This is a genomic window from Flavobacterium endophyticum (assembly GCF_003634455.1).
GTDB classification, from domain to species: Bacteria; Bacteroidota; Bacteroidia; order Flavobacteriales; family Flavobacteriaceae; genus Flavobacterium; species Flavobacterium endophyticum.
The window spans coordinates 254,822-279,111 of sequence record NZ_RBLC01000005.1; the positions used below are offsets into that span (position 1 = coordinate 254,822).

The 24,290-nt window shown below is 36.7% G+C and carries 26 protein-coding genes; 17 read left to right on the forward strand and 9 right to left on the reverse strand.

The window, feature by feature from the left end; translation table 11 throughout:
- The first annotated feature begins 64 nt into the window (after positions 1-64).
- Both CLV94_RS15665 and CLV94_RS15670 read left to right on the forward strand, forming a co-directional pair.
- Positions 65-532 carry a helix-turn-helix transcriptional regulator gene (locus tag CLV94_RS15665; protein ID WP_121377454.1) on the forward strand — a complete coding sequence of 156 codons (468 nt, stop codon included), beginning with the start codon at positions 65-67 and terminating at the stop codon, positions 530-532.
- Positions 533-651: 119 nt separating this feature from the next.
- The gene (locus CLV94_RS15670) at positions 652-1,191 is read left to right on the forward strand and encodes a DUF4199 domain-containing protein (RefSeq protein WP_121377455.1); all 540 of its coding nucleotides are present in this window, start codon (positions 652-654) and stop codon (positions 1,189-1,191) included.
- Between the two features lie 53 nt (positions 1,192-1,244).
- Here CLV94_RS15670 and CLV94_RS15675 read toward each other — a convergent pair whose 3' ends face one another.
- The 4 genes from CLV94_RS15675 to CLV94_RS15690 all read right to left on the reverse strand — a co-directional run bounded on the left by CLV94_RS15675 (position 1,245) and on the right by CLV94_RS15690 (position 4,311).
- Positions 1,245-1,436: a hypothetical protein gene (locus tag CLV94_RS15675; protein WP_121377456.1), complete on the reverse strand. Its 192-nt coding sequence runs from the start codon at positions 1,434-1,436 to the stop codon at positions 1,245-1,247.
- 167 nt (positions 1,437-1,603) lie between these two features.
- Positions 1,604-2,032, reverse strand: a complete 429-nt coding sequence (locus tag CLV94_RS15680; RefSeq protein ID WP_121377457.1) for a DoxX family protein — start codon at positions 2,030-2,032, stop codon at positions 1,604-1,606.
- A gap of 627 nt (positions 2,033-2,659) precedes the next feature.
- The gene (locus tag CLV94_RS15685; protein WP_121377458.1) at positions 2,660-3,703 is read right to left on the reverse strand and encodes an RluA family pseudouridine synthase; all 1,044 of its coding nucleotides are present in this window, start codon (positions 3,701-3,703) and stop codon (positions 2,660-2,662) included.
- Positions 3,700-4,311 carry a PASTA domain-containing protein gene (locus CLV94_RS15690; RefSeq protein ID WP_121377459.1) on the reverse strand — a complete coding sequence of 204 codons (612 nt, stop codon included), beginning with the start codon at positions 4,309-4,311 and terminating at the stop codon, positions 3,700-3,702. Before CLV94_RS15690 ends, CLV94_RS15685 begins: the two co-directional genes overlap by 4 nt.
- 174 nt (positions 4,312-4,485) lie before the next feature.
- On the opposite strand from CLV94_RS15690, the gene CLV94_RS15695 reads away from it, so the two are divergent.
- From CLV94_RS15695 to CLV94_RS15705, 3 genes are all read left to right on the forward strand, one after another.
- Entirely contained in the window at positions 4,486-5,472 is a 987-nt protein-coding gene (locus tag CLV94_RS15695) for a D-alanine--D-alanine ligase (protein ID WP_121377460.1), read from the forward strand.
- Positions 5,460-5,918: a pantetheine-phosphate adenylyltransferase gene (coaD, locus tag CLV94_RS15700; protein ID WP_121377461.1), complete on the forward strand. Its 459-nt coding sequence runs from the start codon at positions 5,460-5,462 to the stop codon at positions 5,916-5,918. The genes CLV94_RS15695 and coaD overlap by 13 nt, the downstream gene beginning before the upstream one ends.
- Before the next feature lie 68 nt (positions 5,919-5,986).
- Complete coding sequence (locus tag CLV94_RS15705) at positions 5,987-6,553, forward strand: PhnA domain-containing protein (protein ID WP_121377462.1); 567 nt, start codon at positions 5,987-5,989, stop codon at positions 6,551-6,553.
- A 146-nt stretch (positions 6,554-6,699) separates the two neighbouring features.
- Here the strand turns inward: CLV94_RS15705 and CLV94_RS15710 are convergent, their stop codons facing one another.
- A complete protein-coding gene (locus CLV94_RS15710) occupies positions 6,700-8,043 on the reverse strand; it encodes a DEAD/DEAH box helicase (RefSeq protein WP_121377463.1) in 1,344 nt (447 codons plus the stop codon).
- A 108-nt stretch (positions 8,044-8,151) separates the two neighbouring features.
- On the opposite strand from CLV94_RS15710, the gene CLV94_RS15715 reads away from it, so the two are divergent.
- Positions 8,152-9,882 (forward strand): M14 family metallopeptidase, encoded by a 1,731-nt coding sequence (locus CLV94_RS15715; RefSeq protein WP_121377464.1) that lies wholly within the window; start codon positions 8,152-8,154, stop codon positions 9,880-9,882.
- Between the two features lie 11 nt (positions 9,883-9,893).
- Here CLV94_RS15715 and CLV94_RS15720 read toward each other — a convergent pair whose 3' ends face one another.
- The gene (locus CLV94_RS15720) at positions 9,894-10,496 is read right to left on the reverse strand and encodes an NUDIX hydrolase (RefSeq protein WP_121377465.1); all 603 of its coding nucleotides are present in this window, start codon (positions 10,494-10,496) and stop codon (positions 9,894-9,896) included.
- Between the two features lie 7 nt (positions 10,497-10,503).
- On the opposite strand from CLV94_RS15720, the gene pyrE reads away from it, so the two are divergent.
- Both pyrE and CLV94_RS15730 read left to right on the forward strand, forming a co-directional pair.
- Positions 10,504-11,169: an orotate phosphoribosyltransferase gene (pyrE, locus tag CLV94_RS15725; protein WP_121377466.1), complete on the forward strand. Its 666-nt coding sequence runs from the start codon at positions 10,504-10,506 to the stop codon at positions 11,167-11,169.
- 17 nt (positions 11,170-11,186) lie between these two features.
- The gene (locus CLV94_RS15730) at positions 11,187-11,579 is read left to right on the forward strand and encodes an SRPBCC family protein (RefSeq protein ID WP_121377467.1); all 393 of its coding nucleotides are present in this window, start codon (positions 11,187-11,189) and stop codon (positions 11,577-11,579) included.
- A 53-nt stretch (positions 11,580-11,632) separates the two neighbouring features.
- Here CLV94_RS15730 and CLV94_RS15735 read toward each other — a convergent pair whose 3' ends face one another.
- Positions 11,633-12,364, reverse strand: a complete 732-nt coding sequence (locus CLV94_RS15735) for a biotin--[acetyl-CoA-carboxylase] ligase (RefSeq protein WP_121377468.1) — start codon at positions 12,362-12,364, stop codon at positions 11,633-11,635.
- A gap of 92 nt (positions 12,365-12,456) precedes the next feature.
- Here CLV94_RS15735 and rsfS point away from each other — a divergent pair, with 92 nt between their 5' ends.
- The 7 genes from rsfS (at position 12,457) to CLV94_RS15770 (ending at position 18,004) form a co-directional block, all read left to right on the forward strand.
- Positions 12,457-12,828, forward strand: a complete 372-nt coding sequence (rsfS, locus tag CLV94_RS15740; protein WP_121377469.1) for a ribosome silencing factor — start codon at positions 12,457-12,459, stop codon at positions 12,826-12,828.
- Positions 12,829-12,840: 12 nt separating this feature from the next.
- The gene (gene ftsH / locus CLV94_RS15745; protein ID WP_121377470.1) at positions 12,841-14,781 is read left to right on the forward strand and encodes an ATP-dependent zinc metalloprotease FtsH; all 1,941 of its coding nucleotides are present in this window, start codon (positions 12,841-12,843) and stop codon (positions 14,779-14,781) included.
- Between the two features lie 111 nt (positions 14,782-14,892).
- Positions 14,893-15,492: a lactate utilization protein B/C gene (locus CLV94_RS15750; protein ID WP_121377471.1), complete on the forward strand. Its 600-nt coding sequence runs from the start codon at positions 14,893-14,895 to the stop codon at positions 15,490-15,492.
- Between the two features lies 1 nt (position 15,493).
- Positions 15,494-16,297, forward strand: a complete 804-nt coding sequence (locus CLV94_RS15755; RefSeq protein ID WP_121377472.1) for a phosphatidate cytidylyltransferase — start codon at positions 15,494-15,496, stop codon at positions 16,295-16,297.
- The gene (locus CLV94_RS15760; RefSeq protein WP_121377473.1) at positions 16,290-16,949 is read left to right on the forward strand and encodes a phosphatidylserine decarboxylase family protein; all 660 of its coding nucleotides are present in this window, start codon (positions 16,290-16,292) and stop codon (positions 16,947-16,949) included. Before CLV94_RS15755 ends, CLV94_RS15760 begins: the two co-directional genes overlap by 8 nt.
- Positions 16,949-17,215, forward strand: a complete 267-nt coding sequence (locus CLV94_RS15765; RefSeq protein ID WP_121377474.1) for an acyl-CoA-binding protein — start codon at positions 16,949-16,951, stop codon at positions 17,213-17,215. The genes CLV94_RS15760 and CLV94_RS15765 overlap by 1 nt, the downstream gene beginning before the upstream one ends.
- Positions 17,216-17,218: 3 nt before the next feature.
- Positions 17,219-18,004: a superoxide dismutase gene (locus CLV94_RS15770; RefSeq protein ID WP_121377475.1), complete on the forward strand. Its 786-nt coding sequence runs from the start codon at positions 17,219-17,221 to the stop codon at positions 18,002-18,004.
- A gap of 64 nt (positions 18,005-18,068) precedes the next feature.
- Here the strand turns inward: CLV94_RS15770 and CLV94_RS15775 are convergent, their stop codons facing one another.
- Complete coding sequence (locus CLV94_RS15775) at positions 18,069-20,702, reverse strand: valine--tRNA ligase (protein WP_121377476.1); 2,634 nt, start codon at positions 20,700-20,702, stop codon at positions 18,069-18,071.
- Between the two features lie 253 nt (positions 20,703-20,955).
- On the opposite strand from CLV94_RS15775, the gene CLV94_RS15780 reads away from it, so the two are divergent.
- Complete coding sequence (locus tag CLV94_RS15780) at positions 20,956-21,384, forward strand: DUF1573 domain-containing protein (RefSeq protein WP_121377477.1); 429 nt, start codon at positions 20,956-20,958, stop codon at positions 21,382-21,384.
- 31 nt (positions 21,385-21,415) lie between these two features.
- On the opposite strand, the gene CLV94_RS15785 is transcribed toward CLV94_RS15780, so the two are convergent.
- Positions 21,416-22,732 carry a PDZ domain-containing protein gene (locus tag CLV94_RS15785; protein ID WP_170148817.1) on the reverse strand — a complete coding sequence of 439 codons (1,317 nt, stop codon included), beginning with the start codon at positions 22,730-22,732 and terminating at the stop codon, positions 21,416-21,418.
- A 129-nt stretch (positions 22,733-22,861) separates the two neighbouring features.
- On the opposite strand from CLV94_RS15785, the gene CLV94_RS15790 reads away from it, so the two are divergent.
- A complete protein-coding gene (locus CLV94_RS15790) occupies positions 22,862-24,052 on the forward strand; it encodes a pyridoxal phosphate-dependent aminotransferase (protein WP_121377479.1) in 1,191 nt (396 codons plus the stop codon).
- The last annotated feature ends 238 nt before the right edge of the window (positions 24,053-24,290 follow it).

The window sequence follows — 24,290 nt, forward strand, 5'->3', positions numbered from 1 at the left end:
TCGGTAAACAGGACTAAAAACATTTTAAAAATACATTTTCTATCTTTGAAGCATAAAATAATGCATGCGACAATTTTTTTTAAAATATAAATCTCCCATCCTCTACGGAGTCTCTTTGGCCGTCTTGCTTTTTTTGGTAAAATGGCTCGAGCTTCGTTTTATCATCATAGACCATTCTTTAGAAATATATGTAGGATCGATTGCCGTGGTTTTTACAGTTCTTGGAATCTGGCTTGCGCAAAAACTCACGAAGCCCAAAAAAGAAACCATAATCGTTGAAAAGGAAGTGTATATTGAGTCGGCAGAATTCATACAAGACAAAAGCCAGCTGGAGAAATTAAACCTCAGCAAGCGAGAAATGGAGGTCTTGGAATTGATCGCGCAAGGCTGCAGCAACCAGGAAATAGCTTCGCAGCTTTTTGTCTCATTGCCAACCATAAAAACGCATTCTTCAAAACTTTTCGAAAAGCTTGATGTCAATCGTAGGACGCAAGCCGTAGAGAAAGCAAAACGCCTAAGACTTATACCCTAAAAGGTTCATACTAAAGTAGCAAAACGACCCATTTGATTTAAAATCATCCTTAAGTATGACTTCGATACGCCTGAAAACATTCAATTTTGCAGTAGTAAAATCAACTAAAAACTTTTAAAATGAAAAAAACAATTTTGACAAATGGTCTTATTGCAGGGTTTATCGTCACGGCAATGATGGTAGTCTCTACCATATTATGTTATGACAATGCTAACTTTGAAGGAAGCATGGTCTTGGGGTATCTCGGAATGCTTCTTGCCTTTTCTTTTGTATTTGTAGGCATCAAAAATTACCGCGACAAATTCAATTCGGGATTGATTTCTTTCGGAAAAGCGTTCAAGATCGGATTGCTTATTACGCTTATTGCTTCTACAATATATGTAGTCGTATGGCTGGTCGAATATTATTTCTTTATTCCTGATTTCATGGAAAAATATACGTCGCATATGCTAAAGCAGGCAGCAGAAAGCGGTGCTACCGCAACCGAAATAAAAGCGCAGACTGCTACAATGGAAACGTATAAAGAATGGTATAAAAACCCATTGCTGATTATCGTGATGACCTATGGCGAAGTACTTCCTATTGGATTAGTCGTTACGCTGATCAGCGCACTGATATTAAAACGCAATTCGAAAAAAGAAAATTACGAGACTGCCTAAAAAAATAAGCCTTGCTAACGCGAGGCTTATTTTTTATTCCTTATAAAGTTCTCTTAGAAAAGCATCATATTGATATCATTGCTTTTCAAAAGTTCGAGATTGGTCTTCAAGAGATTCTTTAATTGCAGATTCTTGTCTTTCATTCTTTTTTTCAGCTCTTCCTTTTTACTGATTAATTCTTCTGTAAAGCTCGGTTTTTGAAATCGGTCTTTCTCTTCCGTCCCAAAAGTAATTTTCGTTTCCATGATATAGCAATTTCAAGATTATTCTTATGTCCTTTTCACATCTACAAGTTACGACATTTTATACATAGCAACGCTAATTTTAACTTAAGAGATAATTAAATAATCCGTCAAATAAAAAAAGAGCAGGCTTATTAGCTGCTCTTTTCTTAATCTAAATTTAATATTCTTTATTTCTCCATCTTAAAATAATAATCTGCCGAATGCTTGCCGCTGCCATAAATTAAAAAGAAAATGCAGACGATAAGCGTTATGACAGATACAATCAAGTTGGATACAACCAAAGTTCCGATGAAATTAATTAATACGGCGCCAATCAAAATCGGCAGTTGTGCCCAGATTGCCCATCGCGTCAAGAGTCCAAAGACAATCATAACACCGCCCATAATATGTGCAGCAGCTACATAGTGGTAGACAAACATACCACCGTCAAAATTACCCAAAGGAGAGAGCAAATCGATAAGCCTATGGCTGTCTTTTATAAATGATACTCCTTTCAGGAATAAAAAAACGCCTAAAGCAATCCTTAGAATATCTATGGGATAAGAAGTATGCGAATTGGCCCACTTGTTTAGGTTTTTAATTTTTACCGTTTCCATGATGATATAATTTATAATTACACATCTAATTTACTAATATTTAAGTATATAATTAAATAATTAGCATTAATTTTAAATTATTACTAGAACACTACGTGAAAAAGACACTAAGCCCCTAAATAGAAAATTTTAATCAAGCACTCCTTTTTTTACACGAATGCTGCATGATATTTTATGAATGCTCTATAATGCTGATGTTATATTACATTTTAAAAATGTCATGTAACAATGAATAAGTGTAGCATGACATAGCACTTGTGTTGTATTATATATACTTAATGTTTTGTAACAATAATATGACACAAAACAACATAGAATAAATGTTGTATAACATTAGTTTAGTGTAGTTTTATATAGCACTTATGCTGCATAGCACCTAGTTAGTGTTGTATAACAAGAAACTGATGTAGTACAACACCAGCTTTATGTTATACTACATCAGTCAGATTCTGTCGTAAGTTTTGGTTTTTACGCTAATTTCTTGCTACTGCTAGCGTGCATATCTGTATAGAAAGATAAAAGTATACCGTTTTTTATTTTATTTACATCGCAATACTGAATCATCTTATAAAAACAAAAGGCAACGCCGAAAACGTTGCCTTTGTTATTGTAGTTTCTTTTAAACTCTTAATTTTCTTCTTCTTCAACAGTATGCGAATTAGAATACACCCTCCATTTCGCGATACACTCCTTCATATCCTCTGGAAGTTCGGTATTAAAGCTCATAAACTCTTTTGTTGTCGGATGTAAAAAGCCTAGCGTTTTTGCATGCAGCGCCTGCCTTGGCAACACCTTGAAGCAGTTGTCAATAAACTGTTTGTATTTTGTGAAGGTAGTACCTTTTAATATCAAGTTACCGCCATAACGTTCGTCATTGAAAAGTGTGTGTCCGATATGTTTCATGTGCACGCGGATCTGATGTGTCCTCCCTGTTTCTAATTTGCAAGACACCAAAGTCACATAGCCAAAACGTTCCAAGACTTTATAATGGGTCACGGCATGTTTTCCTTCCCCATCAGGAACGACAGCCATCTGCATTCTATCTTTGGCATGTCTGGCAATATCTCCCGTAACCGTACCCTCATCTTCCGCTACATTGCCCCAAACTAAAGCGACATATTCTCTTTCGGATGTTTTTTCTTCAAATTGCTTGGCCAAGAAAGCCATCGCCTGCTCTGTTTTGGCAACGACAAGCAATCCTGAAGTGTCCTTGTCAATTCGGTGAACCAATCCCGGACGCTCACTGCTGTTTAAAGGCAAGTTTTCGAAGTGGAAGGCTAAAGCATTTACCAACGTTCCCGTATAATTTCCGTGTCCCGGATGAACGACCAAACCAGCCGGCTTGTTGATAACCAAAAGCGCATCGTCCTCATAAACAATATCCAACGGAATGTTTTCTGGGAGAATAAGGTTTTCAAAAGGCGGATGCGAAAGCAAAACTCGCACGACATCTAGGGCCTTTACTTTATAATTGGATTTTACAGGAACATCATTTACATAAATATTCCCTGCTGTTGCTGCTTGCTGTATCTTGTTTCGGGTAGCGTTTTCGACCAGATTCATCAAGAATTTGTCTACACGCAAAGGCGACTGCCCTTTTGAGGCTTCAAATCTAAAATGTTCAAATAATTCGTCATCTAGCGTTTCGTCTGCAATCGGATTCTCTATCATTCTGCCGGTTCTGTATCTGTATTGTTTTTAATCGTATCTGCTTCAGACTCTTCAAATCCTACTTTTCCATCGCCAAGAACTAAATCGATTTTGGATGCTTTTTTTACTTTATCGCCCGGTTTTATCTTTTTACCGTTTGAATGCATTTCCAAAACCATATCCTTGCCTAAATAAGGCTTGTATGTTTTTTTGCCAATCTCAAGTCCTAAAGCTAAAAGCGATGGTTCTGCCTGGCGTAATGTTTTTTCAATCAAATCAGGAACAGTAACCAACCCGAAATCGGCTGAATTTACTTTGATGTAAATCTTCCTGCCGTCTTTTACCTTTGCTCCCGGCAGCGGGTCTTGCTGCACAACAGTATATTTTGGAAAATCTTTATTGAAGTCTACCGTATCCAGCAAAACATATTCTAAATTAAGCTCGTCAAGTTTCTCTTCTACTTGCTGTTCCGTAAGCTTTTTCAAATCCGGAACTGTTATTTCATTGCCGTGATCTGTAGTATAACTGAGCCATTGCAATAGTATAAAAACAAGTACGACTACAATTCCCAAAGCCAGTAAAAGTTGTTTAAAAAAAGATTTGCTTGTAAGATATTTTCCTAAAGTCATATAAAATGTATTTCGTGCAAAGATATAAAAATACTAAAGGTTTTTAGTTTCAATAATTAGTGATATTTTTGTGAGAGGTTTCGGCCGTTTTAGTTAGCAGTTTTCAATTTTCAGACTAAACTTCTAACAACAAACAAGTCTCAAATCTGTAATCTAAAAATCTTCAATCTTACTATGAACATAGCCGTTGTAATGGGCGGATATTCTGACGAATCAGTGATATCGCTTCGAAGTGGTCAGCTAATCCTAAACAATCTCGACAAAAACAAATATAAAACGTTTGAAGTCCATATTTTATTGGATGGCTGGGACGTAATTATCGATGGAGAGAAATTTCCGATCGACAAATCCGACTTTACCTTCACCAAAAACGGGACAAAAACAACGTTTGACGTTATCGTAAATACCATCCACGGAACGCCTGGCGAAGACGGGCATATGCAGGCGTATTGGGAGCTAATAGAAATTCCGTATTCCGGGTGCAACTTTTACCAATCGGCTCTGACGTTTAACAAAAGAGATACTTTGTCTGTCCTTTCAAAATTCAATATCCCAAAGGCAAAATCCATATATCTTTCTAAAGGTGACAAAATCACGGCTGAAGAAATCAAAGCTGAATTAGGCTTGCCTTTTTTCGTAAAACCGAACCAATCCGGAAGCAGCTTGGGCGTTTCAAAAGTGAATGACTTATCTGATTTTGAAAAGGCATTAGATTTTGCCTTTGCAGAAGACAGCGATATTTTGATTGAATCCTATTTAAAAGGAACCGAAGTTTCTGTCGGAGTACTAAATTACAAAGGAGAAACAAAAGTTTTAGGTCTTACCGAAATCGTCTCTCACAATGACTTTTTTGACTACGAAGCTAAATATTTAGGAAAATCAGAAGAAATTACGCCAGCAAGATTGTCTGCAGAAGTGGAACAAAAAGTACGTGAAACAGCCGCAAAGGTATATGAAGCCCTAGGAATGTCTGGTTTTTCAAGAACCGATTTTATCGTAATGGATGACGTACCGCACTTTATCGAAATCAATACCAATCCCGGGTTGTCAGGACAAAGCATTTTCCCGCAACAAGCAGAATATGCCAAAATTGCTTTTTCGGATTTATTGGATAATGAAATCGAATTGGCATTAAAACGAAAATTATTATGGAGAAAATAGCCGTATTCCCAGGATCATTTGACCCGATAACGTTGGGGCATTATGACATCATCAAAAGAAGTATTCCGCTTTTTGACAAGATAATCGTTGCCATCGGCGTTAATGCTGAAAAAAAATATATGTTCTCTTTGGATGAAAGAAAGCGTTTTATCGAAGAATGTTTTGAGAACGACCCTACGGTTTCTGTTGTCAGCTATGAAGGCCTGACAATTGACTTCTGCAAAAAAGTAAAAGCAAAATTTATTCTGAGAGGCCTGAGAAATCCAGCCGATTTTGAATTTGAAAAAGCTATCGCGCACACCAACCGCAAGCTTTCTAAAATCGAGACTGTTTTCTTGCTGACAGCTGCGAATACTTCTTACATCAGCTCCAGCATTGTTCGCGATGTTATCCGAAATGGAGGGGAATATGAGTTATTGGTTCCCGATTCGGTCAGGACAAAATAGTTACAGACTACCAAATTTGTAAGACATGCTATTAAATAGTACTTTCGCCAAAAATAACATCCTTTAAAATGAGTATAGAAAGAGAACTAATAAAACGCAGTGGCGGAAAGTGCGAGCTTTCTGGAGTTACTGAAAACCTGAAAGTATATCAAGTGCTTCCAACCCGAAAAGGTGGTCTAGACGAAAGCATTTTAGCCAGCGCTACTTGTATCGACCAGATTGAAAATCCCGAAAAAATGGATCCGAATTTATGGAGATGCCTTAACGAGAGCATGTGGAGCGAACATCTTCCTGTTCAAGTGGTATCTTGGAGAATGTTGAGCCGTATGGGCAATCAAGAATTGTTGGACCAAATGTATCTCGAAGAAGATGATTTAGCTTGGGCTAAAGCTACAGGAGAAGGCGAAGATGACGAAAATAAGCTAGTCCACCGCGACAGTAATGGAGTAATTCTACAGACCGGAGATTCTGTTGTGCTAATCAAAGATTTGAAAGTAAAAGGCTCTAGCATGGTTGCCAAACAAGGAACCGCAGTCCGAAATATTCGATTGGATCATGAAAATGCAGAATACATCGAAGGAAAAGTAGATGGCCAGCTGATTGTTATCATTACGCAATATGTGAAGAAAATATAATTTTAGATCGTAGATTTCAGATTTCAGACGAGATACTTAACATTCTTAATCTGAAATCTGAAATCTGAAATCTGAAATCTGAAATCTGAAATCTGAAATCTGAAATCTGAAATCTGAAATCTGAAATCTGAAATCTGAAATCCAAACTACTCCTCTTTCTTCACAACCTTCCTCGCCACTTCAATCTTAAATTTCTTGCCTTTCATCTTTTCATCCTTGATGTTTTTCAAGAAATCCTTCACTTTTTTAGATTTTACGGCCGCAAAAGAAATAAAGTCTTTTACTTCTATCAATCCCAAATCGCCTTTTTCTAATTTCCCTTTTTGAGAAAAGAATCCGACGATATCAATTTTATTCAGTTTATTTTTCTTTCCGCCAGAAATATAAATCGTCTGGAATTCTGGAGGTTTTGGCAATGAATTCGAGTTTTCTATATTCAAGACTTCCATATCATAATCAATATAGTCTAGTTTTTTTTCGCTTTCATGAACAATAATATATGCCGTTCCTGAAGCTAACATTCTAGCAGTACGTCCGTTTCGATGCGTAAATTCATCTTCTTTCGAAGGCAGATGATAATGAATTACGTGTTTCATTTCCGGAATATCCAATCCCCTAGCCGCTAAATCGGTTGTAACGAGATAACTTACACTTCCATTTCGGAATTGAATAAGAGCGCGTTCTCTTTCCTCTTGGTCCATTCCGCCATGATAATAAGTCGCATAAATCCCTTTTTCGTTTAAGGTATCACTGATTCTCTCAGCAGCATCTCTATGATTACAAAAAATCAAGGCCGACTCAGACTTCAAAGAACAAATCAACTGAAAAAGACTGTTGATCTTGTCCTTTTCTTTAGAAACCACCATCTTCATAGAAAGATTGGTCTTTTCCTCATTTCTTGGAATAAAATCTAAAACGGCTGGATTTATAACTCTTGTATATTTTGGAATTTCAATATCGGATGTCGCCGAAACCAAAACTCGTTTGTTCAGTTTTGGAAGACGGTTGATGATAAAGGACATTTCTTCATGAAAGCCCAATTGCAACGACTTGTCGAATTCATCCAAAACTAATGTCTGGATTTTGTCCGTCCTGAAAGTTTCTCTATCGATATGGTCCGCAATTCTTCCCGGAGTGCCTATTAGAACTGCTGGAGGATTGCTTAAATTGTTAATTTCAGTATCAATAGAATGTCCGCCATAGCAAACATTAGCTTTATAACCAGTACCCATTTTTTTCCAAACCTGCTCAATCTGCAGACCCAATTCTCTCGACGGGACAATAATCAGACATTGTACCGAAAGAATTTCCGGTTGCAAGATTTCAAAAACAGGCAATAAAAAAGCCAAGGTCTTTCCAGATCCTGTCGGCGAAAGCAATAAAGTATTATTATTTTCGACAATGGTTTCTTGGGCCGCTACCTGCATCTCGTTAAGGCTTTCTATGCCTAAATTCAGAAGAAGGTTGGTGGAATGGTGATTGTTATTCATGCGGCAAAGGTAATTTTTAATTGTGAATTATAAATTACGAATTACGACGAGCTGATTTTTCGCAATTCGTAATTCATAATTTGTAATTTTGATGTTTTTCAAATCAATATGATAAAATCCCTACTTCCAATTTTCTTACTTTCTATTATGGCAAATGCTCAAAATAAAACAGACTTCCTGACTCCTTATGAAAAAGGAAACGGAAACCAGACAGCAACTTATGAAGAAACAATCGCGTATTTCCAGCTTCTGGATGAAAGCTTCGAGACGGTTTCGATGCAAGAAATGGGACTTACCGATTCTGGAGAACCGCTGCATATCGTAACATTTAATCCTGCCAAAGATTTTGATTTTGAAAAGATTCAGAAAGAAAAAGCTGTCTTGTTAATTAATAACGGGATACATCCTGGAGAGCCCGACGGCATTGACGCTACGATGATGCTTTTTAGGGATTTGGCTTTGGGAAAAATTAAAGTCCCGAAGAACGTTGTGATTGTGAATATCCCAATTTATAATATCGGCGGTGCCTTGAATCGAAATTCGTTTTCAAGAGCGAACCAAAACGGACCGGAAAGCTATGGATTCAGAGGAAATGCTAGAAATTATGACTTAAACCGAGATTTTTTGAAGTCAGACACTAGAAATGCCCGAAGCTTTGCGCAGATTTTCCACAAAGTAAATCCTGATATTTTTATTGACAACCATGTAAGCAACGGTGCCGATTATCAATATGTTTTTACGTATATCGCAACCCATCCTCAAAAAATTGGCGGTAATCTCGGGAAGTTTTGGGAATCTGAAATGCTTCCTTCTTTGCTTTCTGATTTGAAAAAGAAAAAAATAGAATCAGTACCTTACGTCAACATTCACGATGAAAAGCCGGACAATGGTTTTGAGGCTTTTATGGATTATCCGAGATACTCTACCGGCTTTGCTTCTATGTTCAATACTATAGGCTCTATGCCCGAAACGCACATGCTGAAAGAGTATGCTTCGAGGGTAAAGGTAACCTACGAATACATGATTTCATCAATCGAATATGCCGATAAAAACTATAGAAAGATTAAGGACTTGCGAAAAGAAAACCTGCAAAATTATCGTCCAGGTCAGAAATATGTTTTGTTATGGGAATTAGATGCGGACAAAGTTTCTAGCATTCCGTTTTTAGGCTATGAAGGCGGTTACAAACCGAGCGATATTTCTGGAAAACCACGATTATTTTATGACGAAACCAAGCCTTTCAGTAAAACAATTCCTTATTATAGAGATTACAAGCCGTCGTTGGAAGTCTTGATTCCCGAAGCGTACATCGTTCCGAAATCATGGTGGAACGTAATAGAGCTTTTAAAAATCAACAATATCCAAATGATACCGTTGGAAAAAGACACGGAATTGGAAGTAGAAAGCTATCGTATCAAGGATTTCAAGACAAGCAGTTCTGCTTATGAAGGACATTATCCGCATAATTCTGTAAATGTGACAAGCACGAAGAAAAAAGTGCTTTTCAGGAAAGGAGATTTTCTAATAAAAACACAACAGCCAGGCGTGAAATATTTGCTGGAAACATTGGAACCGCAAGGAAATGATTCTTATTTCGTTTGGAATTTCTTTGATTCGATTTTACAGCAAAAGGAATATTTTTCAGCTTATGTTTTTGAAGACTTGGCAAAACAATTGTTGGATAAAAATCCGAAGCTGAAATCCGAATTTGAAAAGAAAAAGGCTGAAGATCCAAAATTTGCCGATTCAGGAGAAGCACAATTGGATTGGATTTACAGGCATTCTGACTATTACGAAAAGTCACACATGGAATATCCTGTTTTCAGGATTATGAAATAATAAAAAAGCTCCTATTTCAGGAGCTTTTCTGTTTCAAACAACAGCTTGATATTTTCGTAAGAGTTTTTCAATGCTTCTTGAACTTGCTCTGGATTGAGCCAAGCTACCTTTTCGATTCCTTCGTCTTCCTGCGGCATTGGCGTTCCTTCAAAATCGGTTTTCATTTCAAACCAATGCGTAATTTTCAGTTTGTATCTTCCATTTCGGATAAAAACATGATAGGTTTTTTGTAGTTTTTTTGTGATTGACAATCCCGATACGCCGGTTTCTTCTTCTACTTCTCGAATAGCCGTGTCTTCGATCTCCTCTCCTTTTTCAATACCTCCTTTCGGCAAGTCCCATTTTCCATTTCTAAAAATAAAAAGCACTTCGCCTTTTTTGTTATAGACCAATCCGCCGCCTGCTTTGTTCACGGGAATTTTTTCTTTCAGCTTTTTCATAATTTCCTTCTCATCAGGATGATACAAATAAGCCTTCTGAATTTTATTTTGGAACATTTTCACAATAACCTGATGGATATCAACGCTTTCTAAAAGAAAAAATTGAAAATCGGTTTCTTTAACTATTTGATTAGTTAAAAAAAGTGGTTTATCGTTGACAAAAACTTTATACATTTGTAGTATGATTTTTAATAAAGACACCGCTCAAAAAACAGCCGAATTGCTTTTACAAATAAATGCAATTAAATTGAATCCAAAAAATCCTTTTACATGGGCTTCTGGATGGAAATCTCCTATTTACTGCGATAATAGGATAACACTCTCATTTCCACCAATCAGAAATTACATCCGTGAAGAGTTTTCTAAAAATCTAGAAAAGCAGTTCGGAAAGCCTGACGTAATTGCAGGAGTTGCAACTGGAGCTATCGGAATCGGCATGCTTGTCGCTGAATATATGGGACTTCCATTCGTATATGTACGTCCGGAACCTAAAAAACATGGAAGACAAAACCAAATAGAAGGTTTCTTACAAAAAGGACAAAATGTTGTCGTGGTTGAAGATTTAATCAGTACTGGAAACAGCAGTCTTATGGCTGTCGAAGCATTGAAAGAAGCTGGAGCAAACGTAAAAGGAATGGTTGCTATCTTTACTTATGGTTTTGATGTGGCTACAGAAAACTTCAAGAAAGCTAATATAGACTTGCTTACCTTAAGCAATTACGAAAATCTGCTAGAATTAGCAGTTGCTAAAAGATACATCACGGAAGAAGAACAGGAAACATTAAAAGTTTGGAGCAAAAGCCCTTCGACTTGGAATGTAGAAAGTGACAGTACTTCAGTAAAATAACCGCTAATCCTTAAAAAATGAATTTAGAAAGTCCAAAAGTAAGCGTACAAAAGTCGGCTCAATATTTATTTGACCAGCTGACAGACGTAAAGAATTTTGAAAAATTGATGCCCGACAATATTGCCAAATTTGAGGTTACGGGCGAAGATGCTTTTATTTTTGGATTAAAAGGAATGCCAGAAATCAAATTAAAGATGAAAGACAAAACAGCTCCTACAAAAGTAGTTTTAGGTGCTGCAAGCGACAAGCTTCCTTTTACTCTGACTGGAAATATTACTCCGACATCAGACGATTCAAGCGATGTACAGCTTCATTTTGAAGGTGAATTCAATGCCATGATGGCCATGATGGTAAAAGGCCCGATAAGCAAGTTTATAGAGACTTTGGCAGGAAATATGCACAAGCTATAACTAAAAGATTAAAATACATTAGAGCCTTTCAGCAATCAAACTGGAAGGCTTTTTTAATACAGCATCTTGATTTCTTTTATTTCATACGATTCAACAGAATCGTCTTCCAGAACTAATTGCAACTTTCCTGATTGGTCAACGCCACTGATAATGCCCATAAACTTATTTCCTTTCAAGTTTTCAAAAGGCATCGGAATTCCTTTTTTGTAAAGGCAGGAATGGTATTTCTGCCAAAGCGAATCTGTATTTTTATTTAGGATTAAAGAAACATTACGCGTCAGGCATTCGACAATCGAAATTAGCACCGCTTCTTTATTGATCTCTCGTTTTAGCAAAATAGACAAAGAAGAAGCCTTCGGAAGATTTTCAAAGTTCTGCTGGTTTACATTTATCCCAATACCAATAATCGAAAATATCTCTCCGTCACTTTTCAAACTGTTCTCGATCAATATGCCACCTATTTTTTTTCCTCCTGCCAAAATGTCGTTAGGCCATTTTATGGCGAGTTCTTTAATTTCAAGAAAAGATAAGGCTTCGATTATGCTTACTGCAACAGCAACATTCAGATGAAAAATATGGTTGACTTCTAATAGCAAATCCTTAACCAAAACACTAAAAGTCAAGTTTTTACCAGCCTGAACACTCCATTTCGAACCCATCTGCCCTTTACCATCTGTTTGATTTTCAGCAGTAACAATAGTAAAGTTCTCTACAAATTGTCGTTGCAATAATCCTTTAAGATAATCGTTGGTTGAGTTAATGGCATCGAGTTTGATGATGTTCATAGAAAATAATTGAAGTTATCTTTTTAATCTTATGTTAAGGTTCAAAAATAAAGACAAAAAATGATAACTTTGCGAAAACATATAAAATTTAAATGGCGAAAAAAAATATAAGCAATGATGATTTGTTGGCCAACATCATCAAAGGAATTGAAGAAGTAAAAGGTAATGATATTGATATTTTAGATTTAAGAGCAATCGACAACACCGTTTGTGATTATTTTGTAATCTGCAACGGTACTTCAAATACTCAAGTTAACTCCATCGTTAACTCGGTTCAAAAAACAGTTTCCAAAGAATTAAAAGACAAGCCTTGGCACGTTGAAGGTACTGAAAACGGCGAATGGGTGTTGATGGATTATGTAAACATTGTAGTTCACGTTTTCCAGAAACACATCCGCGAGTACTACAACATAGAAAGCTTGTGGGGTGATGCTAAAATCACTACAATCCAAAACAAATACTAAAGAAAGACAGCAATGGCTAAAGATAACAATACAAATCCTAATCCGAAAAAATTCAGGTTAAGTCCATGGTGGATTTATGGTGGCTTGATTTTGTTTTTCCTTATCTTAAACTGGGCTTCAGGCGGCTCAAAATGGGGAGAAACAAGCAAAGCATCCGCATCTGATTTTAACAAGCTGCTCGAAAAAGGGCAAATTGAAAAAGTCGTAGTCTACAATAAAAACGAGGCTGAAATTTTCCTGAACAAAACCGGATTGGCCGACCCCGTAAATAAAAATGTAACCAAAGATATTTTTGACAAGCCAAACCCAGGCCCTCACTATATTCTTGACAATATCGGTAACGACGAGCTATTCCAAAAAAAGCTTGAAACAGCACAATTAGAAGGAAAATTAAAAGACTATAACTTCTTGCCAAAAAGCAATTGGGGCGAAATATTCATAACCCTTCTGCCAATCTTGATCATTGTTGGAATCTGGCTTTTCATCATGAGAAGAATGTCTGGCGGATCAGCTGGCGGCGGCGGCGGACAGATTTTCAATATCGGAAAATCAAAAGCAAAACTGTTTGATGAGAAAACCGATGTGAAAGTTACATTCAAAGATGTGGCTGGACTTGAAGGTGCAAAAGAAGAAGTTCAAGAAATCGTTGAATTCTTGAAAAACCCAGAAAAATATACTAATCTTGGAGGAAAGATTCCAAAAGGCGCCCTTTTGGTTGGACCTCCTGGAACAGGAAAAACATTATTGGCAAAAGCCGTAGCCGGCGAAGCCAGAGTACCTTTCTTTTCACTATCAGGTTCTGATTTCGTTGAAATGTTCGTGGGTGTTGGGGCTTCTCGTGTAAGAGATTTGTTCAAGCAAGCCAAAGAGAAATCACCTGCCATCATTTTCATCGATGAGATTGATGCTGTGGGACGTGCAAGAGGAAAAAATAACATGTCAGGCTCAAACGACGAGCGCGAAAACACATTAAACCAACTGCTTACAGAAATGGACGGCTTTGGTACCAATACCAACGTAATCGTTTTGGCCGCGACTAACAGAGCTGATGTTTTAGACAAAGCATTGATGAGAGCTGGTCGTTTTGACAGACAGATCTATGTTGATTTGCCGGACATCAGAGAACGTAAAGAAATTTTTGAAGTACATTTAGCTCCTTTGAAAAAAGTAGAAGGATTAGATACCAACTTTTTAGCAAAACAAACTCCAGGATTTTCTGGTGCTGATATTGCGAATGTTTGTAACGAAGCGGCCTTAATTGCTGCTAGAAAAGACAAAAAGGCAGTAGACAAGCAAGATTTCCTAGATGCTGTCGATAGAATCATCGGAGGTCTTGAAAAGAAAAACAAAATCATCACGCCAGAAGAAAAAAGAGCCATTGCCATCCACGAAGCCGGGCACGCGACTGTTAGCTGGATGGTAGAGCATGCTGCTCCGCTTATCAAGGTAACGATTGTTCCAAGAGGGCAAAGCTTAGGTGCTGCATGGTATCTTCCAGAAGAAAGACAGATTGTAAGAACTGACCAAATGCTGGATGAAATGTGTGCTACTATGGGCGGACGTGCTGCAGAAAAGGTAACGTTTAACCGAATTTCGACAGGAGCATTGAGCGATCTTGAAAAAGTGACCAAGCAAGCAAGAGCAATGGTTACGATTTATGGCTTGAACGATAAATTAGGAAACATCACCTATTACGATTCCTCTGGACAAAGCGAATATAACTTCTCAAAACCTTATTCTGAAGACACTGCGAAGGTAATCGACGAGGAAATTTCAGAATTAATAGAAGGCCAATACCAAAGAGCTATCAAGATTCTTGAGGAAAATAAGGACAAACTAAACCAGTTGGCCGATATTCTGATCGAAAAAGAAGTTATTTTCAAAGACGACTTAGAAGCTATTTTCGGGAAACGTGCTTTTGGTGAAGCAGTTGAAGAAGTCTTCGAAGAGTAAATCTGATTTTTTAAGAAATTTTACAAAAATCTTAATTCAAAAGCAGTTTTGAATTAAGATTTTTTTATCTTTGATTGTTTTGAAATTGCAAACAAAGAATTTGACCAATTTATGAGTCTCTTTAAAAAACTTTTTGGCGCTGGCGAATCTTCTGACGAGGATAAAGATGGCAACTTAAGTCCATTCAACCCTGAAACTGTTATTCCGGCGGATGAATTATTTACGCTCAACTTCAAAAAAAACGGAGGTAAATTCTTGTATTGCGAAAACCTTGAAGAAGCAAAAGAACACTTCGAACATATTCTTGAAGAAAACGACTGGTTTGAATCAGAAGCTCTTTGTTTCGAACCTAAGCTTTTCAGCCTTTTGGAAGAAAACAAACTTGATTATATAAAGCCTACTAATCCTAAATTTCTTTTGGCAAGCTGCGAGAATCTTATTGCCGATGAAGGCTCTGTCCTATTTTCATCCAATCAGATCAAGCAATACAAGCCAAATGAACTTCCGGCCAACATCGTAATCCTTGCAACGACAAGTCAGATTTTGGAAAGCAAAAGCGATGGGCTTCGTGAAATCAAGAAAAAATACGAAAAGGACTACCCTACCAATATTACCACAATAAAATATTTCGAAAAAGCAAAGGACGAAGATTTCCTGCAATACGGAAGTGTTGCCAAGAATCTGTACCTCCTGCTTTTAGAAGACCTTTAAAATGCGTGAAACCCTAACGAGATCATTATCTGGCCTAGTCTATATTCTTTTATTAATTGGGGCAACGCTTTATTCCCTTGACAGTTTTCTTCTGCTTTTTGGATTATTCTTAGTGGTCTGTACTGCAGAATTTTGCGACTTGGTTAATCTAAAAAAACCTATTCTTATAGTTCTCGCTGTCGGAGGCTATGTCTTATTTTCTTATTTCAATACATTCAATACTACTAATGACTGGCTATTGGTTGGAGCGACATTATTCGTTTCCATCAAGCTTATTATATTTCTATTCAGCGAAAAACGCCAAAAAGTAGACAAGCAATCCAAGTATGTCTATCTTATCGGTTATATTGTACTTCCTTTTATCATCCTGACGAAAATTCCTTTTGAATCGACCGTTTTCAATCCAAAAATCCTGATTGGAATTTTTATTCTTATCTGGACAAACGATACCTTCGCCTATATTGTTGGGAAATCCATCGGAAAGAGAAAATTATATGAAAAAATCTCTCCTAAAAAAACCATTGAAGGCTTTTTGGGAGGATTAATTTTCGCCGTGATTTCTAGTGTTTTTATTGCTCTCTATTTTATAGGACAGCCCGTATATATATGGATTATCCTCGCTTTGATTTCGGGAATTTTTGGCACCATAGGCGATTTGATCGAATCCAAATTCAAAAGAATTGCTGGCGTCAAAGACAGCGGAAAGATAATGCCTGGCCATGGAGGCATACTAGATCGGCTAGATAGTATTATATTTGTATCACCATTTATTTTTTTGTTTTATCAAATTTTAAATTATGCTTAAATTTCATAAAGAAGGAGCCAAAATTATCCTAATTACTTGTGCAGTAGTCGTTGCAATCGTATTGTTAACCGATTCATGGATTGCAAATTTCTGGCTTCTAAAAACGATTCAGATTATCTCGCTATTATTTCTTATATTAGTACTACAGTTCTTTAGAAATCCGAAAAGATATACGCAGCTTAACGAAAGCCAGATAATTGCACCTGTAGACGGAAAAGTGGTCGTGATTGAAGAAGTGTATGAAAGCGAGTATTTCAAAGACAAAAGGCTTATGGTTTCAATTTTCATGTCGCCGATTAACGTGCACGTAACACGCTATGCAATGAGCGGAATCATAAAATTCAGCAAATACCATCCTGGAAAATATCTTGTAGCATGGCATCCAAAAGCAAGCGAAGAAAACGAAAGAACGACAGTTGTTATTGAAAACCCAACTTTTGGAGAAATCTTATACCGTCAGATTGCCGGAGCTTTGGCAAGAAGAATTGTCAATTATGCTAGCGAAGGAATGCAGGTAGTACAAGGCGAAGATGCTGGATTTATAAAATTTGGATCAAGAGTAGATTTATACTTGCCTTTAGGAACAGAAATTAACGTAAAGCTTAATCAAAAAGCAGTCGGAGGTATAACAGTAATTGCATCAAGATCTTAATGTCAGAAAAGGATTTAGATACTCAATTCGAGGAAGCTTATGAATTAGCTTCAAACATGACAGAAGCTCTACCGCAAGATGTCATGCTACGGATTTATGCCTATTACAAACAGGCAACACAAGGAACTGCCAAGTCGAAAAGAATTTCAAGCGTAGATTTAAGAGATGCTTTTAAAACAAATGCTTGGATGCAGATCAGCCATCTATCAAGCGATGAGGCCAAACGACTTTATATCGAAACAATTAATTCACTTATTAAAAAATAATTTATGAAAAAAACACAGTTATTTATTTCAAGCCTAGTGTTGGCATTCGTACTGCAATCTTGCAACAAAGAAAAAAAGCTAGATGAAGTTCAAGTACCACTTCCAACAACAGAAGAAAAAGCACCAATGGGCAATCCTGACGATGTAGCCGCTGAGCCAGGAGCTTTTAAAATGATGAAGCTTCCGTATGCTTATGATGCTTTAGAGCCTCATATCGACGCTAAGACGGTTGAAATTCACTATTCTAAGCATCATGTCGGATATGTAAACAATCTGAACAAGGCTATCGCTGGAACAGAATTGGAAAAACAGACAATCGAAGAAATACTTTCAAAACTAGATCTGGAAAATAAGGTAGTTCGTAATAATGCGGGCGGTTACTATAACCATAATCTGTATTGGGAAATCATGGCACCTAAAAAAGGTGGCGAGCCTACTGGAGCTCTTGCGGAAGCAATCAATAAAGATTTCGGTTCATTTGAGACTTTCAAAACACAACTGACTGAAGCTGCAACAAAACAATTTGGTTCAGGATGGGCTTGGCTAGTAGTTGACAAAACAGGGAAACTTGTAGTTGGAAGTACGCCGAACCAAGACAATCCTTTAATGCCTAATATGTCAATTTCTGGAACTCCTATTTTAGGATTGGATGTTTGGGAGCATGCGTATTATCTAAAATACCAAAATAAAAGGCCAGACTATATTACGGCTTTTTTCAACCTGATCAATTGGGATGCGGTTGCTAAAAAATACGAAGCTGCAAAAACACCAGTTCCTGCTGTTAAATAAGTAGCATCATAAGAAAAGAAAAGCCCCGAATATTCGGGGCTTTTTTATTAGCACAATATGCAAATTATTTTAAGCTAGCCAAACTTTGCTCTATTGTAGCAATCTTTGACAAGGCATCGGCTTCTTTCTTTCTCTCGATTTCTAGAACCTTTTCAGGGGCATTGTTGACAAATTTCTCGTTAGACAATTTTGCCTGAACCGATTTCAAGAAACCTTGGTTGTATTTTAATTCTTCAGAAAGTTTTGCAATTTCTTCTTCAACATTGATCGCTCCACTAATTGGCACAAAATATTCGTTTGATTTTGCACGGAACGTCAAGGCTCCATTTACAGCTTCAGAAACATATTCTAAAGAACTGATATTGCCCAGTTTTGTAATAACAGCATCAAAATAAGCCGACGTATTATCATTATTGATGGCTTTCAATTCAATAGCATCCTTAAACGGAATGTTCTTTTCCTTTCTGATGGTTCTTATGCCTGAAATAACTTCTGCCGCAAAATCAAAATCAGCTATCAATTTAGCATCGAATGATTTAAGTTCAGGCCAAGTCGAAATAATCAAGGCTTGTTCTGGAGTTCTTTCTGCTATATGCTGCCAAATTTCTTCGGTCAAGAAAGGCATGAACGGATGCAACAGCTTTAAGTTGCTTTCCAACATTTCGATTGCCTTGTCAAACGTTTTTTTGTCAATCGGCGCTTGGTAAGTCGGCTTGATCATTTCAAGAAACCAAGAGCAGAAATCGTCCCAAACCAATTTATAGATAGCCATCAAGGCATCTGAAATTCTGTATTTTTCAAAATGATCTTCAATTTCGGCTAAAGTCTGTTGCAATTTTGCTTCAAACCATTCTATAGCTACTTTTGAAGATTCTGGTTGCGGAATCGTATCGCTTACCTCCCAGCCTTTTATCAATCGGAAAGCGTTCCATATTTTATTCGTAAACGCTTTTCCTTGACTGCACAGTTCTTCATCGAACATAATATCGTTTCCTGCAGAAGCGCTCAAAAGTAAGCCCACACGAACTCCGTCAGCACTAAACTTATCAATCAAATCTAACGGATCAGGAGAATTCCCTAAGGACTTTGACATTTTGCGTCGTTGCTTATCGCGAACCAAGCCTGTCAAATAAACATTAGAAAATGGTTTTTCTCCTGTATATTCATACCCTGCAATAATCATTCTGGCTACCCAGAAAAACAAGATATCCGGACCTGTAACCAAGTCATTTGTTGGATAATAATACTTGAAATCTTTGTTTTCAGGCTCGATAATACCTCCAAAAACGGCCATTGGCCAAAGCCACGCTGAAAACCAAGTATCTAAAGCATCGACATCTTGACGCAAGTCTTCGGCTTTTAGTTCTGTTTTTCCAGTCGCTTTTTGGGCAAGAACTATTGCATCTTCGATGGTTTCAGCCACAACGAAATCTTCTTTGCCATCGCCATAGAAAAACGCAGGGATTCGGTGTCCCCACCAAAGCTGACGAGAGATATTCCAATCGCGGATATTTTCCAACCAATGACGGTACGTATTATCAAAACGCTTTGGATATAATTTGATTTCTTCTGTTTCAAGAACGGCCTTGATAGCTGGTTTTACCAATTCTTCCATTTTAAGGAACCATTGATCAGATAAACGCGGTTCGATTACAGCCTTTGTTCTTTCAGATGTTCCTACTTTATTAAGATGAGTTTCAGTTTTTGCCAAGCTTCCGTTTTCTTCTAGCTCTTTGGCAATTTCCTCACGAACCACAAAACGGTCTTTTCCAGCATAATGCAATCCGAAAGAGTTTAATGTGGCATCTTCGTTGAAAATATCGATTACTTCAAGATTGTGTTTATCTCCTAAAGTTTTGTCATTCATATCGTGAGCAGGCGTAACTTTTAAGCAACCTGTTCCAAACTCAACATCAACATATTCATCTTCAATAATAGGAATTATTCTTCCAGCAATTGGAACGATGGCTCTTTTACCTTTTAAATGCGAAAAACGTTCGTCATTCGGATTGATACAAATAGCTGTATCTCCAAAAATAGTTTCCGGACGGGTTGTCGCCACTGTCAAGAAATCAGCGCTTCCTTCAATTTGATATTTAAGAAAGTATAGTTTCCCTTGTCTTTCTTCAAAAATAACTTCTTCGTCAGACAAAGTCGTCTTTGCTTCCGGATCCCAATTGACCATTCTATAGCCTCGGTAAATCATGCCTTTGTTGTACAAATCAACAAAAGACTTGATTACAGACGCCGACATATCCGGATCCATCGTAAATTTTGTCCTTTCCCAGTCGCAAGAAGCGCCTAGTTTTTTTAATTGGTCAAGGATAACTCCGCCATATTTATGCGTCCAATCCCAAGCATGTTCCAAAAACTCTTCACGGGACAAATCGTTTTTATTGATTCCTTCTGATTTTAATTTTGCTACAACTTTAGCTTCAGTCGCAATCGACGCATGGTCTGTTCCTGGAACCCAGCAAGCATTGAATCCTTTTAAACGTGCACGGCGAATTAAAACGTCTTGTATGGTGTTATTCAACATGTGTCCCATGTGCAAGACACCTGTCACGTTTGGTGGCGGAATTGTAATTGTATAAGGAGTTCTGTGATCGGGTTGTGAATGAAAATAATTATTTTCCATCCAGTAGCCGTACCATTTTTGCTCTACTGATTTGGCATCGAATTGTGCTGGAATTGTCATATTTTTTGTCTTCGTTTTTTCTATGTTTATATCTTACCAAAATTTACTTTCTCTGAATGATTTTTACCTTAAGTTATAACAACTAAAAGCCTTGATCATACGCTTCAAATCCTAAAAACAAACTTGGTATGGATTTTGTAAATCTTGAAGCACAAAAGTAATTAAGTATGTGCAGTATAAAAAATTAAGATTTAATAATTTGCACTTTAATTAAAACTAAGTAATTTTACGAGGATTAACTAAAATTTTTATGATGAAAAAAATACTAAGTTTATTTGCAGTTATGATGTTGGGCTTTTCGTCTATGGCACAAACTGGACCAAAAATCGAGTTCAAAGAAGAGACTATTGATTACGGAACTGTTACGAAAGGTGAAGATTCAGGATTGAGAGTTTTTGAATTTAAAAATATTGGAGACTCGCCTCTAGTTATTTCTGATGTTAAATCATCATGCGGGTGTACTGTTCCAACAAAACCAAAAGAACCGATCATGCCAGGAAAAACAGGTACGATTGAAGTACAATATAATATGAATCCAGGCCCTATCAGCAAAACTATTACAGTACAATCTAATGCTGTAAATAAAGATAGCGGCATCATTCCTTTGCGAATAAAAGGCAATGTAATTGTCAAAGAAGAAATAAATTTGATGGAGAAAAAGAAATCACTTCCTAGTTCATAAATAAAAAAATCCTGCCAATTGGCGGGATTTTTTATAATATCTTTTTGAGCTGAAATTTGAAGGCTATAGGAGTTGATTTTCTTTCGATATCTATATAAATCCATTTGCCTTCTTCCGACTGCAATAAGTCGTTTATTTTTTGGATGGTATATTCGTGAATGCTTCTCTTATTAATTTTGGAAATCTTATCGCCAGGCAATATTCCAGCCAAATCAGCAGGAGAGCCTTTTCTAACAGATGAAACTTCAAAGACCGGCTTCAAAGTGAATTGATATTTAAATCTGTTATCATCTATGACCTTATCTACTTTACTACCAAATTCTGGTTTTATTTCTAGTTTTAGTGGCTCTTTGACGTATTCAATCCCATTGTGCTGAATTACAATACCGCTCATATTATAATTAAACGGCTTCAGGAATCTTGAATTTTTCTTTAGGTATAAAAACTGATCTTGATAATCAATTACAATATTAAATCGATGGAGAATTTCGCCGCCAATTGAGCCATTTCTTCCATTGACAATGCCAACTCTAGGAAAAAAGCTTTCATGAGGATAAGACACTAAGGCTTCGTTTAAAGTAAAATCTGCTATTTTCACGGCTTCTACCCTCGACCTTTTTCCCATAATCGGACCATTTAATCCACGACCCAGAATATCCTCAAAAAAAACAGCACCGGCTTTAATATCCTTGTCTTCAAACAGCCACAACCCATCACCCAAACCAATGTCAATAAGAAGCTTTAAATTAATGGTATCTTTTTCAATTTTTGTTGGGACATCAATATAAGGCCTGCTGTTTATAATGCTAATAGGATACTTGTGGTATTTTTTAAATTTTTTCTTCTCAAGAAACTTTCTGTTTCTATGGATCGTCATTATCTTTTTTTGATAATTGATTTCAATTGGGTATTCCTTAAAAAATGAGTATCCTAAGATTCCATTAACCGGAATGCCTAATCTTGCAGAGAAATTCACGTCTTGATCTAAGACTATAAGCATCGGAAACTTATCGTCTTCAAATCCAGAAATTTTAATTTTATTGTTTTCTGAGAGTAATCCTTCAATCACTTCTTCGGAGCCAAGCCCTTTTACTTTAACTTTTTTAGAATTGTAAAACCGAAGCGTATCATTTTCAGGAAGGCTGAAGATTATCGAATTATCTGCTCCCGTATCTAAAAGCATGTTCAGTTTCGCTTTATTGATTTCTACAGGAATGATAATTAAATTATAGACATGTTGAAAAGGAATTTCGATTTTGCTTTTATTTGAATGCCATTGAAAGCCTTTTTGTCCAAAAAAAGTGCATGGAGATAGCAATAGCAAAAAAACAAATATCCTTATTCTCATATTCATTTTTATTTACAATAAATGTAGTAATTTTTAGAGAATTAACACTATCATTTCTATTGCTTTGCGTACATTTTTTTCTGAATTTCTTAAAAAAAAGTCGCAAATTTGCAAACAAAACAAAAAGTCATGCCAAAAATTTCTACAAAAGGGCAGCACATGCCCGAATCGCCAATCAGAAAATTGGTTCCCTATTCAGAAATAGCAAAAAAGAAAGGCCATAAGGTCTATCACCTAAACATTGGCCAACCTGATATTAAAACACCAGAAGTTGCCCTAAATGCTGTAAAAAACACAAACATTACCGTTTTAGAATATAGCCATTCCGCTGGTTTTGAAAGCTACAGAAATAAGCTTTCACAATACTACCAAACTCATGGACTTCCAATCAATGTTGCTGATATTATAATCACTACAGGCGGATCAGAAGCTTTGCTTTTTGCAATGGGAAGCACAATGGACCAAGACGATGAGATTATTATTCCAGAACCTTTTTATGCTAATTATAACGGATTTTCAACCGCTTCAGGTGTTAAAGTAGTTCCTGTAATCTCTACAATCGATGAAGGATTTGCATTGCCTCCAATTGCAGCTTTTGAAAAATTAATTACTCCAAAAACAAAAGCAATTCTTATCTGCAATCCTGGAAATCCTACTGGATATTTATATTCAAAAGAAGAAATACTCCAATTGGCAGAAATTGTAAAAAAACATGATTTGTTTTTGATTGCCGATGAAGTTTATAGAGAATTTATTTATGATGGAGAAGAGCACTTTTCTATTATGAACGTACCAGGTTTAGAAGAGAACGCCATAATGATTGATTCTGTATCAAAAAGATATAGTATGTGTGGCGCAAGAATCGGCTGTATCGTGTCTAAAAACAAAGAAGTAATGGCAACAGCTATGAAATTTGCACAAGCCCGATTAAGTCCTCCTACCTTTGCTCAAATTGCCAGCGAAGCAGCTCTTGATACTCCTCAAAGCTATTTTGATGATGTCATTACAGAGTACAAAGACAGACGTGATACTTTAATTACAGAACTGCAAAAAATAGAAGGTGTAAAAGTCGCTACACCAAAAGGTGCTTTTTACTGCATTGCAAAGCTTCCTGTGAAAAATGCTGATGATTTTGCACAATGGCTATTAGAATCATATGACCTAAATGGAGAGACTGTCATGGTGGCTCCGGCTGCCGGTTTTTATTCCACACCTAATGTAGGCTTAGACGAAGTAAGAATTGCTTACGTTCTCAAAAAAGAAGACCTCATTCGATCTGTAGAAATTCTCAAAGACGCTCTCAAAACATATAACAAATAAAAAAAGCTCCTCAATGAGGAGCTTTTTTTATGCTTATACAAATTCAATCTCTTATAAAGAAGGGTTTCTGTATCTCTTTAGAATAATAAAAAAGGCTTCCAAGTGTTGGAAGCCTTTTTTATTATTTATCTTTTATTTATAAATTATCTCTTGAGCGAGAAGTGCGCCTTGAACTCCTTGCCCGTCCCGTTCTCCTGGTACAGGACCTTGAACCAGTAGTCGGTCGAAGGAAGCGGGT